Source organism: Citrobacter sp. B72, assembly GCF_016894305.1.
In the GTDB taxonomy this organism is placed as follows: domain Bacteria; phylum Pseudomonadota; class Gammaproteobacteria; order Enterobacterales; family Enterobacteriaceae; genus Citrobacter; species Citrobacter portucalensis.
Map to the genome: position 1 here is coordinate 4,579,314 of NZ_CP069801.1, position 14,357 is coordinate 4,593,670.

Here is a 14,357-nt window from a genome sequence, read left to right on the forward strand (position 1 = left end):
GCATTGATTGCTATGCACTTGTCTACACATCCGACCAGTTATCCAACGCGTTATCAGGAAATTGCCGCGAGACTTGAGCAGGAGCTACGTCAACATTATCGCTGCGGTGACTATCTGCCCGCCGAGCATCAGCTTGCCGCGCGCTACGAGGTAAACCGCCACACCCTGCGCCGCGCCATTGACCAGTTGGTTGAACGCGGTTGGGTTCAGCGTCGTCAGGGCGTCGGCGTGCTGGTGCTGATGCGCCCGTTCGATTACCCGCTTAATGCCCAGGCGCGCTTTAGTCAGAATCTGCTGGACCAGGGCAGCCATCCCACCAGCGAAAAACTGCTGGCGGTGCTGCGTCCGGCCTCCAGCCACATTGCCGATGCGCTCAGCATAAACGAGGGCGATAACGTGATTCACCTGCGCACCCTGCGCCGGGTTAACGGCATCGCACTGTGCCAGATCGACCACTATTTTTCCGACCTCTCGCTGTGGCCGCTGCTGCAAGGCTTCAACAGCGGTTCACTGCATGACTACCTGCGCGAACAGTCCGGTCTGACGCTGCTACGCACGCAAACGCGCATCAGCGCCCGCCGCGCGCAGGCCAAAGAGAGCAAGGTACTGGAAATCCCCAATATGGCGCCGCTGCTGTGCGTGCGCACCCTGAACCACCGTGAAGGCGAAGAACACGCGGCGGAATACTCCGTCAGCCTGACCCGCGCCGACATGATCGAATTCACTATGGAGCACTGAATGCATTTCGATACCGCCACCCGCCAGCGCTGGATGCGCGCGCTGGCTTACAGCAATGCCGATGCCCTGAACGCCCGCATCACCGCGCTCAAACTAACGCCGGACTATGAACTTATCCGCGCTCCGGAAAGCGGACTGATGCAGATCCAGGCCCGTATGGGCGGTACCGGCAACCGCTTCTTTGCTGGCGACACCACGCTTACCCGCGCAGTGGTACGCCTGAAGAGCGGCACGCTGGGTTACAGCTACCTGCTGGGACGCAATAAACAACATGCCGAGCAGTGCGCGGTGATTGACGCACTGCTGCAGGAACAAACGCATTTCCAGAACCTAATGGAAACCTTAATTGCCCCGCTGGAAGCGGAACGCGATGCGCTGATTAACGCACGCCGTGCCGAAGTCAACGCCAGCCGGGTCGACTTCTTCACGCTGGTACGCGGAGATAACGCATGACACGATCTACAGCACTTCTGACCGCTTTTAATTTACCCGTTCAGGATGCTCAGCAGAGCTTTCGTCGCCTGCTGAAAGCCATGAGCGAACCGGGCGTAATCGTCGCCCTGCATCAACTGAAACATGGCTGGCAGCCGCTGGGTCTGGCGACCACCAGCGTGCTGCTGACCCTGGTCGATGGCGACACGCCGGTCTGGCTGGCGCCGTCGATGGATAACGATATTGCCCGCCAGAACCTGCGTTTTCATACCAACGCGCCGCTGGTGGATCAGCCGCAGCTGGCGGCCTTTGCCGTCGCCGACGAGCGCATCAGCAGCGAACAGCTTAACGCCCTCTCCGCCGGTTCAGCCGTCGCGCCAGAGACCAGCGCCACGCTGATTGTGCAGGTCTCTGGCTTAAGCGGCGGACGCATGCTGCGTCTGACCGGAGCGGGCATTGCCGAAGAGCGCATGATCGCGCCACAGCTGCCGGAATGCCTGATTCACGAACTCACCGAACGCCCGCACCCGTTCCCACTGGGGGTCGATTTGATCCTCACCTGCGGCGAACGCCTGCTGGCTATTCCGCGAACCACCCATGTGGAGGTGTGCTGATGTACGTCGCCGTCAAAGGGGGCGAAAAGGCGATAGCCAACGCCCACGCCCTACAGGAAAACCGACGCCGGGGCGATGAAACCATAGCTGAACTGAGCGTGGCACAAATCGAACAGCAGATGAACCTGGCCGTTGACCGGGTAATGACCGAAGGCGGCATCGCCGACCGCGAACTGGCGGCACTGGCGCTGAAGCAGGCCAGCGGCGATAACGTCGAAGCCATCTTCTTGCTCCGCGCCTACCGCACTACGCTGGAAAAAGTGGCGGTCAGCGAGCCGCTTAACAGTGCAGAAATGCGCCTTGAGCGCCGAATCTCGGCGGTCTACAAAGATATTCCCGGCGGGCAACTGTTGGGTCCAACCTATGACTACACCCATCGCCTGCTGGATTTTACCCTGCTGGCCAATGGCGAAACGCCGCCTCTGCGCAGCGCAGACGGCGCGCAGGATGCCTCCCCGCACGTTTTTTCCCTGCTGGCCAACCAGGGGCTGGCAAAGCGTGAAGAGGATGATGGCGCGACACCCGACGACATCACCCGCACGCCGCCGGTTTACCCCTGCTCACGCGCTTCACGTCTGCAGCAGCTGATGCGCGGTGACGAGGGCTATCTGCTGGCGCTGGCCTACTCCACCCAGCGCGGCTACGGGCGCAACCACCCGTTTGCCGCCGAAATCCGCAGCGGCTATGTGGCACTGGAAACCGTACCGGAAGAGCTGGGATTTGCGGTGAACGTCGGCGAACTGCTGATGACCGAATGCGAAATGGTGAACGGGTTTGTCGCACCAGAAAACGAATCTCCCCATTTTACCCGCGGCTACGGGCTGGTGTTCGGTATGAGCGAACGTAAAGCGATGGCGATGGCGCTGGTGGACCGCGCCCTACAGGCAGCCGAATACGATGAAACGGTCACAGGACCGGCGCAGGACGAAGAGTTCGTGCTGGCGCATGCGGATAACGTCGAGGCGGCGGGTTTTGTTTCGCACCTCAAACTTCCCCATTACGTCGATTTCCAGGCCGAACTGGAACTGCTCAAACGCCTGCAACAGGAGGCCACCCGTGACCACTAACCTCTCCGGCTACAACTTTGCCTATCTTGATGAGCAGACCAAACGCATGATCCGCCGCGCAATTCTGAAAGCGGTGGCAATCCCGGGTTACCAGGTCCCGTTTGGCGGACGTGAAATGCCGATGCCCTACGGCTGGGGAACCGGCGGTATTCAGCTTACCGCCAGCGTGATTGGCGAGCCGGACGTACTGAAGGTGATTGACCAGGGCGCAGACGACACCACTAACGCCGTGTCGATTCGTAATTTCTTCAAGCGTGTGACCGGGGTGAATACCACTGAGCGTACGGAAGATGCGACGCTGATCCAGACCCGCCACCGCATCCCGGAAACGCCGCTGGTGGAAGATCAGATAATCATCTTCCAGGTACCGATCCCTGAGCCGCTGCGCTTTATCGAACCGCGTGAAACGGAAACTCGCACCATGCACGCGCTGGAAGAGTACGGCATCATGCAGGTGAAACTGTATGAAGATATCGCCCGCTTCGGCCATATCGCCACCACTTACGCCTATCCGGTGAAGGTCAATGACCGCTACGTCATGGACCCGTCGCCCATCCCGAAATTCGACAATCCAAAGATGGACATGATGCCGGCCCTGCAACTGTTTGGCGCTGGCCGCGAAAAGCGTATCTATGCCGTTCCACCTTACACCCGCGTGGAGAGCCTCGATTTCGACGATCACCCGTTTACCGTGCAGAGCTGGGATGAGCCTTGCGCCATCTGCGGCTCAACCCACAGCTATCTCGATGAAGTGGTGCTCGATGACACCGGCAAACGCATGTTTGTCTGCTCCGACACCGACTACTGCCGCCAACAGAGCGAGGCCCTCAGCAAATGACGCAACCGCTGCTTTCAGTCAACAACCTGACCCATCTCTACGCGCCGGGAAAAGGCTTCAGCGATGTCTCTTTTGACCTGTGGCCAGGCGAAGTGCTGGGCATCGTCGGCGAGTCCGGTTCCGGCAAAACCACGCTGCTGAAATCGATCTCTTCACGGCTGACGCCGCAGAGCGGTGAGATTTTGTATCAGAACCGTTCGCTGTACGGCATGAATGAGGCCGACCGTCGCCGTCTGCTGCGCACCGAATGGGGCGTGGTGCATCAGCATCCGCTGGATGGCCTTCGCCGTCAGGTCTCCGCAGGCGGCAATATCGGCGAACGTCTGATGGCCACCGGCGCGCGCCACTATGGCGACATTCGTGCCACCGCGCAGCGTTGGCTGGAGGAGGTGGAGATCCCTGCCTCGCGTATCGACGATCTGCCCACCACCTTTTCTGGCGGCATGCAGCAGCGCCTGCAGATTGCCCGCAATCTCGTCACCCATCCCAAACTGGTGTTTATGGACGAACCTACCGGCGGGCTGGACGTTTCCGTACAGGCCAAACTGCTGGACCTGCTGCGCGGCCTGGTGGTGGAACTTGATCTGGCGGTAGTGATTGTCACCCACGATTTGGGCGTCGCGCGCCTGCTGGCCGACCGTTTACTGGTGATGAAGCAAGGTCAGGTGGTGGAAAGTGGGTTAACCGACCGCGTGCTCGACGACCCGCATCATCCGTATACCCAGTTGCTGGTGTCGTCGGTGTTGCAGAACTGATTTTTTGTTGTGCCGGATGGCGGCTGCGCCTTATCCGGCCTACGGAGCGGCATTGGTTGTAGGCCTGATAAGCGAAGCGCCATCAGGCAATCGAACGCAAAAATGTCTAAAGAGGCTAAAAATGAACGCGATCCGCGTTGAAAATGTCAGTAAAACTTTTGTCCTGCATCAGCAAAACGGTGTGCGTCTGCCGGTGTTGCAAAACGCCACTCTGGACGTTAAAAGCGGCGAATGCGTGGTGCTGCACGGTCACTCGGGCAGCGGCAAATCCACATTGCTGCGTTCGCTGTACGCCAACTACCTGCCGGATGAAGGACACATCCACATCCGCCACAGCGATGAATGGGTCGATCTGGTGCAGGCCCCGGCGCGCAAAGTACTGGAGGTTCGCCGTTCAACCATCGGCTGGGTGAGCCAGTTCCTGCGCGTGATCCCGAGGATTTCCGCGCTGGATGTGGTGATGCAACCGCTGCTGGATCTGGGGGTCTCCCGTGAGGAGTGTGCAGCCAAAGCAGCTAACCTGCTTACCCGCCTGAACGTGCCGGAGCGGTTGTGGCACCTGGCGCCGTCGACCTTTTCCGGCGGTGAACAGCAGCGCGTCAACATCGCCCGTGGGTTTATCGTCGATTACCCGATTCTGCTGCTCGATGAGCCTACCGCCTCGCTGGACGCCAAAAACAGCGCCGCCGTCGTTGCATTGATTGAAGAAGCGAAAGCCCGCGGCGCAGCAATTGTCGGCATTTTTCACGATCAAACCGTGCGCGACCGCGTAGCGGATCGTCTGCATCTGATGGGAACAACAGCATGATTATCAATAATGTAAAGCTGGTACTGGAAGATGAAGTGGCGCAAGGATCGCTGGAAATCGAGGGCGGAGTCATTCGCACCTTTGCAGAAAGTCCGAGCAGCCTACCTGAGGCGCTGGACGGCGAAGGCGGCTGGCTGCTACCAGGGCTTATCGAGCTGCATACCGATAATCTCGACAAATTTTTCACCCCGCGCCCGAAGGTAGACTGGCCTGCCCACTCGGCGATGAGCAGTCACGACGCGCTAATGGTCGCCAGCGGCATTACCACCGTGCTGGACGCGGTGGCAATTGGCGATGTGCGCGACGGCGGCGACCGTCTGGAAAATCTGGAGAAGATGATCAATGCGGTCGAAGAGACGCAAAAGCGCGGGGTCAATCGCGCCGAGCATCGCCTGCACCTGCGCTGTGAGCTGCCGCATCACACTACCCTGCCGCTGTTTGAAAAACTGGTCAGCCGCGAGCCGGTAACGCTGGTGTCGCTGATGGATCACTCGCCAGGCCAGCGTCAGTTCGCCAATCGCGAGAAGTACCGCGAGTATTATCAAGGCAAGTATTCGCTCACCGACGAGCAGATGGCCCGCTATGAAGAAGAACAGTTAGCGCTGGCGGCGCGTTGGTCACAGCCCAATCGCGCGGCGATTGCCCAGATGTGTCGTGAGCGCCAGATTGCGCTGGCGAGCCATGATGATGCCACCCATGATCATGTGCTGGAATCGCACCAGCTTGGCAGCGTGATCGCCGAATTTCCCACCACCTTCGAAGCGGCTGAAGCCTCGCGCCAGCATGGTATGAACGTGCTGATGGGCGCGCCGAACATCGTGCGCGGAGGATCTCATTCCGGCAATGTGGCGGCGCATAAGCTGGCTGAGCTGGGGCTACTGGATATTCTTTCTTCCGATTACTACCCCGCCAGCCTGCTCGACGCGGCATTTCGCGTGGCGGATGACGACGCCAACCGCTTTACCCTGCCGCAGGCCATTCACATGGTGACCCGCAATCCGGCGCGGGCATTAAATCTCGACGATCGTGGCGTTGTTGCCGAAGGCAAACGCGCGGATCTGGTGCTGGCACACCGCAAAGGCGGCAACATCCATATCGACCACGTCTGGCGTCAGGGCAAAAGGGTATTCTGACTATGGGTAAACTGATCTGGCTGATGGGGCCATCCGGCTCCGGTAAGGACAGTCTGCTGGCCGAACTCCGCCAGCAGGAACCGGCGCAACTGCTGGTGGCGCACCGTTACATCACCCGCGCCGCCAACGCCGGGAATGAAAATCATATTGCGCTGAGCGAACAAGAATTTTTTACCCGCGCCGGGCAGAACCTGCTGGCACTGAGCTGGCACGCCAATGGCTTCTACTACGGCGTTGGTGTGGAGATTGACCTCTGGCTACACGCCGGTTTTGATGTGGTGGTCAACGGCTCGCGTGCACATCTGCCCCAGGCGCAGGCCCGTTACGGCACATCTTTACTCTCCATTTGCTTACAGGTTTCTCCGGCGATTTTACGCCAGCGCTTGCAGGCTCGTGGACGGGAGAGCGAAACGGAAATCGCCGCCCGTCTTGAGCGCGCAGCCCGCTACGCCCCGTATGACTGCCACGTCCTGAACAACGATGGAAGTTTACTACAGTCTGTCGATACACTACTCACACTGATGGGACGCAAGGAGAAGAAACATGTCTGTCTGTGAATTACGCCGCGCAACGCTATACGATACCGATGCGGTTTATGCGCTCATCTGTGAGTTGAAACAGGGTCAATTCGACCTGCAGGCCTTTAGTGCCGGGTACGCCGCAAATCTGCAAGATCCCAATATGCACTACCAACTGGCGCTGCTCGACGGACAGGTCGTCGGCTTGATTGGTCTGCATCTGCAGTTTCATCTGCACCACGCTAACTGGATTGGCGAAATACAGGAACTGGTGGTGATGCCGCAGGCGCGAGGATTAACGGTAGGCAGTCAGTTACTGGCCTGGGCCGAAGCCACCGCGCGCGAAGCGGGTGCAGAGATGACCGAGCTTTCCACCAGCACTCAACGCCTTAACGCTCACCGTTTTTATCAGCGCGAAGGCTATACCCAGAGCCATTTTCGCTTCACTAAACCGTTGTAGGGGGAGCCATGGGTCTGACCATTACGCTGACGGGAACGGGCGGCGCGCAGCTGGTGCCGACATATGGCTGCGACTGTGCGGCCTGCCAACGAGCACGCTTACAGGCGCAATACCGTCGACGCCCTTGTAGCGGGGTGGTCAAGTTCAATAATACGGTGACGCTGCTGGACGCAGGGCTCCCACATCTGATGGACGACTGGCCGGCGGGCAGCTTCCAGCAGTTTCTACTGACCCACTATCATATGGATCATGTGCAAGGGCTGTTTCCGTTGCGCTGGGGTGTGGGGGCGACTATCCCGGTGTACGGTCCGTCGGATGAACAGGGTTGCGACGATCTGTTTAAGCATCCCGGCATCCTCGATTTTAGCCATACCGTGGCACCGTTCGTGGTGTTCGACCTGCAAGGATTGCAGGTAACGCCGCTACCGCTCAACCATTCAAAGCTGACGTTTGGTTATCTGCTGGAGACCGCACATAGCCGCGTGGCGTGGCTCTCCGATACCGCCGTACTTCCCGACAAGACGTTGAAGTTTCTCCACAATAACCAGCCTCAGGTGATTATCATCGACTGCAGCCATGCCCCGCGCGCCGAGCCACCGCGCAATCATTGTGATTTAAACACCGTTATCGCCTTAAACGAAGTTATCCGCTGCCCACGGGTGATCCTGACGCATATCAGCCATCAGTTTGACCTGTGGATGATGGAACATCCGCTACCAGTAGGGATTGAGGCAGGATATGACGGAATGGAGATTGTGCTGGAGTAAGGAAAATTGCCGGATGCGATGAAAACATCTTATCCGGCCTACAAACAGATGATTAAGCGACTTTTTTTGCGCCGACATCTCGCTGCGCAATAAAATCTTTAACTGAAACAATCCGGTTCAGTTCTTCTTGCGCCCGCATGTCATTTTCAACTTCCCACAGGTCAACCGCCGCCTGTAGGTTACGCCAGAAATCAACGGAGGTATCGAACGCTTTTGCCAAACGAAACGCCATATCCGTTGTTAATTTGCGATTATTGTTGACCAGTGCGCTCACTGTATTGCGGTGAACATGCAGAATTTCAGCCAGATCGTTGATTTTCAGATCAAGCGGTTCCAGGTATTCATATTGCAGGATATCACCCACAGTCGTTGGTTTTCTGGATGCCTGTTTCATATCGTTACCTTACGTTTTCTCTAATAGATGTGTGGATCTAAGTACACATCTTCGGCCTTACCATTAATCCATTTAAATATTAATCGGTACTGCTTGTTTACTCTGATTGAAGAATATTCCTGTAATTTTCCGGTTAACTCTTCATATCTGTTACCGGGTGGCGAGCGCAAATCCCGATGCGAAACAGCCGCATTAATGATATCCAGCTTTCTGGCTAATGCAGTGTGAATATCCGCAGGTATTTTTCTGTGCGATGTCGCCCGTTCAAAAAAATCTTCAAGCCATGTATCCCGAAAATTTCTGATATTTAATGATTTAGACATTCCATTGCCAGCACCTTTTCCATAAGCATAGAGAGATTGTAGTGCATACATGCACTGTGCTCAAGTGCGTTCATTAACATAAAATGGTGAGCTGTTGGGCGAGCAGGTAAATCCCTGCCAGAAAGATAAAATACCCATAAATTTAAATCGTTACCGCTAACGATCGTAATCTTCTTCCATTCTGCGCTCTTCGTCTTCTAACTGACGCCGTTCTTGATCGAGCTGGCGCTGGCGGTCATCCAGTTGGCGACGTCGATCTTCAAACTGGCGGCGGCGATTGTCATATTGCCTGCGCCGGTCGTCACTCATCTGGCGCTGCCAGCTTTCATCACGGGAGTCATCATAATCCCGCCCGTTGTCCGGTTTGTATGCGTCGTTAATCGCCTGCTGAATATTACCAATGGCGTCATCGATAATATCCGCCTGTGCCGATACGGTGGTCAGCATTAGTAAACTAAAAAGAAGGAATGTCGCGGAGCGTTGCATAAAACCAGCCTCATCAAGAAACTCGCCCCACGGTAATCAAAGCGTATTTGCGCGGGTAGCGGAGGAATCTCAATTACGCGAATGCCGCAGCGCCTGCGCCAGCTCTCCCCGAGTAAAAGGCTTACGCAATAGCGCCACATCCGGCAACGCCGGGTTATGCGCCGGACGTAAATCCTGACCGCTAATCAGCAGGATGGACAACTGCGGATAATGTGCCAGCGCATGATTCACCACATCCACGCCGCTCAACCCTCCTGGTAGCATTAAGTCGCTGATTAAAATATCAATCTCGGATGAAGCCGCCAGCATATGCATCGCCTGTTCGCCGTTGGCGGCCTCTAACGTCAGGTAGCCCAGCAGGTGTAACTGCTCGCACAACGTCTGGCGTACATCGGCTTCATCTTCAAGCACCAACACCAGTTTTTCACCGCTGTTCGCCGCATGTACCGCCACCGGTTCTGCCTGAGCCTGCACCGGCACAACGGCGCGAGGCAGTTGTAGCCTGACCGTCGTTCCCTGCCCGGGAGCGCTTTCAATCTCCACCCGACCTCCGGACTGGCGCACAAAACCGTAAACCATCGACAGCCCCAGTCCGCTGCCGCTACCGGTCTGTTTGGTGGTGAAAAACGGCTCGAAGACCTGGGCTTTCACCTCCTGTGACATCCCGCTCCCCTGGTCGGCAACCTCCAGCATCACCATATCCTGCTTGCGCCCATCGCTGCGCGTGACCCGCTGATTCCAGGTACGGATTTTAATCGTGCCCGCCTGCCCGTCCATGGCGTCACGGGCGTTCATCACCAGATTGATAATAGCGTTTTCCAGTTGGCTGACGTCAATCCACGCGGGCCAGGCGGGAGACTGGGCTTCAATCTCCAGCGTCAACGTGGCCGGAAGAGAGTGGCGCATCAGTTCGCCCAGATTTTCCAGCAGCGTTTTCAGCTCCACCGCATGAGGGTGCAACGACTGTTTGCGCGAAAAGGCCAGCAGTCGCTGGGTAAGCAACGCCCCACGCTCGGCGGCTTTTAGCGCCCGATTGACCCGTGGCGCATCGGGCGACTCCGGATTCACCAGATCCAGACTGCCAATAATAACCGCAAGCAGGTTATTGAAATCATGTGCTAATCCGCCCGTCAATTGCCCCACCGCCTTCAGCTTTTGGCTGTGCAACAGCGCCTCTTCCAGCCCCTGACGTTCGGTGCGATCGATTTCCATCTGGCTGGTTTTTTCTTTTAGCAGTCGGGTGGTGTGCTCCAGCGACGCCGTATTCCTGGCAAAGACGCTAAAGGCGCGGGCCAGCTCGCCTAACTCATCACGACGCTGCAGGGCCGGTACGCTGACGTCTGATTCACCGTGCGCCAGCCGGGTCATCGCCCGTGAAATGGCCGTCAGGTTGGAACCGAGATTACGGTAGATATACCACCCAGCAAAACCGGTGATCACCACCGCCAGCAGCGCAAACACTAAAATAAACAACGCGCCGGATTGCAGTTCCTGATGGCTTTGCGCCACCCGTTGCTCTGAGATCAGCGCCACCTGCGAGGCATACTGATTGATATCGCTGTTGAGGATCGCCACCAGCGCTTTGATATGAAACATATACCAGTTGATGGCCAAATCGCTCTGCTCCAGCGCGTAAGAGAGCGGCTCCAGCTTATGCAGTTCCTGGTTGAAGTCGTTGAGGATACCGCTAATCAGCGGACTAGCATGGCGCAAGGGAAGCGCAGGCATCACCGCATCCAGTTGTTTCACCACCGAACGCGGCGTGGGCGTGTCGATGGCGGCAACAATTAAGCGGTCCATCTGCCCCAGCAGCGCATCATCCTGCGCGCCGGTCAACTTTTGCAGATGACGTAAATAGCTTTGATTTTGATACAGCGAACTGAGCAACGCGTTACGCTCCAGGTGTCGCCGCTGCCCGCGCTGCAACATCCCTTCTACGCTTCTTTGTAGTTCATTACTGCGCTGGATAATACGCTCGACCAGCACCGGCTCTTGCTGTGCCAGCGGCGCGGTAGCCAGTTGTTCCAGCGACTGCTTCAGCGCCCTTTGCGTCTCCTGCAGCCGCTCCGCTTCCCCTTTGTATTCCAGCGCCCCGACCACCTGCGACAACCGCACCGCCGCTGTCGCCACATTCGCCGTATCCCGCGCCAGGTTCATGCTGCCGGTCATGTCGTCAACGGTTTGCTGCTGCACCTGCTCCTGAATCTGACTGGCATGCTGAAAACCCAGCACCGCCACGCCGCTCACCATCAGCGTGACAGCCACCACCAGCAGATTGAAGAACAGCAATCGTCCGCGCGCACTGGCGAAAAAGTGACGTCCCGGTTGCGGCATATCACGCTCCGTGAAGAAAAATCGCAATATGACAAATATGAACGGCTTCTGACATTTTGCATTTACATTCCTGTGATGGACTGCTGATATCGGCCACCCCACAGGAGATCCGCCATGAGCAGGACACCAGTTCTGGAGATGCGCAACATTGCTAAAGCGTTTGGCAAATTTTACGCGCTGAAAGGGGTCGATTTAACGGTCTGGCCGGGCGAGATTCATGCCCTGATGGGCGAGAATGGCGCGGGGAAGAGCACCCTGATGAAGATCCTCGCGGGCGCCTATACCGCCACCAGCGGTGAGATCCTGATTGACGGTCAGCCGTTCCATATTCGCGGTCCTAAAGATGCGCTTAGCGCAGGCATCACGCTGATTTATCAGGAGATGCAGCTCGCGCCGAACCTGACGGTAGCGGAAAATATCTTTCTTGGCAGCGAGCTGTCGCGCGGCGGGCTGGTCCAGCGTAAAGAGATGGTCATGCAGTCGCAGAAAGTCATCGACCGACTCGGCGCCCAGTTTAAGGCTAGCGACCGTGTGATGACGTTGACCATCGCCGAACAGCAGCAGGTGGAAATTGCCCGCGCCCTGCACCGTAACAGCCGCATTCTGGTAATGGATGAACCCACCGCCGCCCTCTCCTCACGTGAAACCCACCGCCTGTTTGAACTGATCATGCGCCTGCGCGATGAGGGGATGGCGATTATCTACATCAGCCACCGCATGGCGGAAGTGTACGAACTCTCGGACCGCGTCAGCGTCCTGCGTGACGGGCAATATGTTGGCAGCCTGACCCGCGACAAGCTCAACGCCTCGGAGCTGGTACGCATGATGGTGGGCCGTCCGTTGAGCGATCTGTTCAACAAAGAGCGCGACATTCCCTTAGGTAAAGCACGCCTCAATGTTCATCACCTGACCGACGGCCATAAAGTCCAGCCGTGCAGCTTGCTGGTGCGCTCCGGGGAGATCGTCGGCCTGGCCGGGCTAGTCGGTGCCGGGCGTTCTGAACTGGCTCAGCTTATTTTTGGCGTGCGTAAAGCCATCGGCGGCATGATTGAAGTAGACGGTGAACCGGTAGTGATCCACTCCCCGCGCGAGGCGATTGACCACGGCATTGGCTTTCTGACGGAAAACCGCAAAGAACAGGGATTATTTTTAGAGCTGGCAGCGGCAGAAAACATCACCATGGCGACTCTGGAGCGTGACGCCAACTGGGGCATGCTCGATCGCAAAAAGGCGCAGGCTATTTCCGATGACGCCATCAAGCTGCTCAACATCCGCGTGCCGCACGCACAGGTACGCGCGGGCGGGCTGTCCGGCGGAAATCAGCAAAAACTGCTGATTTCACGCTGGGTCGCGATCGGCCCACGTATTTTGATCCTCGATGAACCCACGCGCGGCGTGGACGTCGGTGCCAAAAGCGAGATCTACCGGATCATGAACGATATGGCGCGCAAAGGCGTAGCGATCCTGATGATCTCCAGCGAGCTGCCGGAAGTCGTCGGTATGAGCGATCGCGTTTATGTCATGCGGGAAGGCAGTATTGCCGGCGAGCTGAACGGACAAAGTATTACCCAGGAAAATATTATGACGCTGGCAACCGGCGTGAACGACTCCCACCATCAGGCGGTGCCCCATGAATAATCCAACCACTCCCCAGCAGGTGGCGAAATCCGCCTCCGCAAAAAAAATGCTGATGAGCGATCTGATGCAAACGGTCGGTATCTTACCGATTCTCATCCTGATTGTGGCGGTATTTGGCTTTATCGCGCCTAACTTTTTTACCGAAAGCAACCTGCTGAATATTACCCGTCAGGCCTCAATCAACATCGTGCTGGCGGCTGGCATGACCTTCATTATTTTGACCGGCGGGATCGACCTCTCGGTTGGCTCGATTCTCGGTACCACCGCTGTCGCAGCCATGGTCGTTTCTCTTATTCCTGAGCTTGCCATGCTGTCGATTCCGGCGGCGCTGATGCTCGGTCTGGTGCTGGGGCTGTTTAACGGCGCGCTGGTCGCTTTTGCCGGACTACCGCCGTTTATCGTCACGCTTGGAACCTATACGGCGCTGCGCGGTGCGGCCTATCTGCTGGCCGACGGTACAACGGTGATTAACTCCAATATCAGCTTTGAGTGGATCGGTAACAACTATCTCGGCCCGGTTCCGTGGCTGGTGGTCATTGCGCTGGCGGTGGTGGTGGTGTGCTGGTTCATTCTGCGCCGCACCACGCTCGGCGTTCATATCTACGCGGTCGGCGGCAATATGCAGGCCGCACGTTTAACCGGGATCAAAGTGTGGCTGGTGCTGCTGTTCGTCTACGGCATGAGCGGTTTGCTCTCAGGTCTTGGCGGGGTGATGAGCGCCTCGCGGCTGTATAGCGCCAACGGCAACTTAGGTATGGGTTACGAGCTGGACGCCATCGCGGCGGTGATCCTCGGCGGCACCAGCTTTGTTGGCGGGATCGGCACCATCACCGGCACGCTGGTGGGGGCGTTGATAATCGCCACGCTCAATAACGGCATGACGCTGATGGGCGTCTCCTATTTCTGGCAACTGGTGATCAAAGGGGCGGTGATCATCATAGCGGTGCTGATCGACAAATACCGTACCCGACACCATCAAAGTGCATAGACAAGCTTACTGGCCTGCTCATTCGTAGGCCTGATAAGCGCAGCGCCATCAGGCGTATAACAAC

17 protein-coding genes are annotated in these 14,357 nt (G+C 57.4%); 13 read left to right on the top strand and 4 right to left on the bottom strand.

Annotated elements, in window-relative coordinates; translation table 11 throughout:
- The first annotated feature begins 12 nt into the window (after window positions 1–12).
- From phnF to phnP, 11 genes are all read left to right on the top strand, one after another.
- Window positions 13–738 (top strand): phosphonate metabolism transcriptional regulator PhnF, encoded by a 726-nt coding sequence (phnF, locus tag JQN59_RS21950; protein WP_020996086.1) that lies wholly within the window; start codon window positions 13–15, stop codon window positions 736–738.
- Window positions 739–1,191 (top strand): phosphonate C-P lyase system protein PhnG, encoded by a 453-nt coding sequence (gene phnG, locus JQN59_RS21955; RefSeq protein ID WP_008786958.1) that lies wholly within the window; start codon window positions 739–741, stop codon window positions 1,189–1,191.
- Window positions 1,188–1,784, top strand: a complete 597-nt coding sequence (gene phnH / locus JQN59_RS21960) for a phosphonate C-P lyase system protein PhnH (RefSeq protein WP_008786957.1) — start codon at window positions 1,188–1,190, stop codon at window positions 1,782–1,784. The genes phnG and phnH overlap by 4 nt, the downstream gene beginning before the upstream one ends.
- Window positions 1,784–2,851 (top strand): carbon-phosphorus lyase complex subunit PhnI, encoded by a 1,068-nt coding sequence (locus tag JQN59_RS21965; RefSeq protein ID WP_048215109.1) that lies wholly within the window; start codon window positions 1,784–1,786, stop codon window positions 2,849–2,851. Before phnH ends, JQN59_RS21965 begins: the two co-directional genes overlap by 1 nt.
- Before the next feature lie 46 nt (window positions 2,852–2,897).
- On the top strand, window positions 2,898–3,689 hold the full coding sequence (gene phnJ / locus JQN59_RS21970; protein WP_049259807.1) for an alpha-D-ribose 1-methylphosphonate 5-phosphate C-P-lyase PhnJ: 792 nt from the start codon (window positions 2,898–2,900) through the stop codon (window positions 3,687–3,689).
- A complete protein-coding gene (phnK, locus tag JQN59_RS21975; RefSeq protein WP_003844769.1) occupies window positions 3,686–4,444 on the top strand; it encodes a phosphonate C-P lyase system protein PhnK in 759 nt (252 codons plus the stop codon). Before phnJ ends, phnK begins: the two co-directional genes overlap by 4 nt.
- A gap of 121 nt (window positions 4,445–4,565) precedes the next feature.
- Window positions 4,566–5,252 carry a phosphonate C-P lyase system protein PhnL gene (gene phnL / locus JQN59_RS21980; RefSeq protein ID WP_003826708.1) on the top strand — a complete coding sequence of 229 codons (687 nt, stop codon included), beginning with the start codon at window positions 4,566–4,568 and terminating at the stop codon, window positions 5,250–5,252.
- Window positions 5,249–6,385 (top strand): alpha-D-ribose 1-methylphosphonate 5-triphosphate diphosphatase, encoded by a 1,137-nt coding sequence (gene phnM / locus JQN59_RS21985; protein WP_149608180.1) that lies wholly within the window; start codon window positions 5,249–5,251, stop codon window positions 6,383–6,385. Before phnL ends, phnM begins: the two co-directional genes overlap by 4 nt.
- A 2-nt stretch (window positions 6,386–6,387) precedes the next feature.
- Window positions 6,388–6,942 carry a ribose 1,5-bisphosphokinase gene (gene phnN, locus JQN59_RS21990; RefSeq protein WP_048215112.1) on the top strand — a complete coding sequence of 185 codons (555 nt, stop codon included), beginning with the start codon at window positions 6,388–6,390 and terminating at the stop codon, window positions 6,940–6,942.
- On the top strand, window positions 6,929–7,363 hold the full coding sequence (phnO, locus tag JQN59_RS21995) for an aminoalkylphosphonate N-acetyltransferase (protein ID WP_048215113.1): 435 nt from the start codon (window positions 6,929–6,931) through the stop codon (window positions 7,361–7,363). Before phnN ends, phnO begins: the two co-directional genes overlap by 14 nt.
- Before the next feature lie 8 nt (window positions 7,364–7,371).
- Window positions 7,372–8,130: a phosphonate metabolism protein PhnP gene (gene phnP / locus JQN59_RS22000; protein WP_149608179.1), complete on the top strand. Its 759-nt coding sequence runs from the start codon at window positions 7,372–7,374 to the stop codon at window positions 8,128–8,130.
- Between the two features lie 52 nt (window positions 8,131–8,182).
- Here the strand turns inward: phnP and JQN59_RS22005 are convergent, their stop codons facing one another.
- From JQN59_RS22005 to JQN59_RS22020, 4 genes are all read right to left on the bottom strand, one after another.
- The gene (locus tag JQN59_RS22005; RefSeq protein ID WP_008786950.1) at window positions 8,183–8,524 is read right to left on the bottom strand and encodes a HigA family addiction module antitoxin; all 342 of its coding nucleotides are present in this window, start codon (window positions 8,522–8,524) and stop codon (window positions 8,183–8,185) included.
- 20 nt (window positions 8,525–8,544) lie between these two features.
- Complete coding sequence (locus JQN59_RS22010; protein WP_032942116.1) at window positions 8,545–8,847, bottom strand: type II toxin-antitoxin system RelE/ParE family toxin; 303 nt, start codon at window positions 8,845–8,847, stop codon at window positions 8,545–8,547.
- A gap of 156 nt (window positions 8,848–9,003) precedes the next feature.
- Window positions 9,004–9,333, bottom strand: coding sequence for a DDRRRQL repeat protein YjdP (gene yjdP / locus JQN59_RS22015; RefSeq protein ID WP_003031807.1), 330 nt, complete (start codon window positions 9,331–9,333; stop codon window positions 9,004–9,006).
- Window positions 9,334–9,402: 69 nt separating this feature from the next.
- Entirely contained in the window at window positions 9,403–11,667 is a 2,265-nt protein-coding gene (locus JQN59_RS22020) for a hybrid sensor histidine kinase/response regulator (protein ID WP_149608178.1), read from the bottom strand.
- 114 nt (window positions 11,668–11,781) lie between these two features.
- On the opposite strand from JQN59_RS22020, the gene JQN59_RS22025 reads away from it, so the two are divergent.
- Window positions 11,782–13,305, top strand: coding sequence for a sugar ABC transporter ATP-binding protein (locus JQN59_RS22025; RefSeq protein WP_003844755.1), 1,524 nt, complete (start codon window positions 11,782–11,784; stop codon window positions 13,303–13,305).
- The gene (locus JQN59_RS22030; protein WP_008786947.1) at window positions 13,298–14,293 is read left to right on the top strand and encodes an ABC transporter permease subunit; all 996 of its coding nucleotides are present in this window, start codon (window positions 13,298–13,300) and stop codon (window positions 14,291–14,293) included. Before JQN59_RS22025 ends, JQN59_RS22030 begins: the two co-directional genes overlap by 8 nt.
- Window positions 14,294–14,357: the final 64 nt, after the last annotated feature.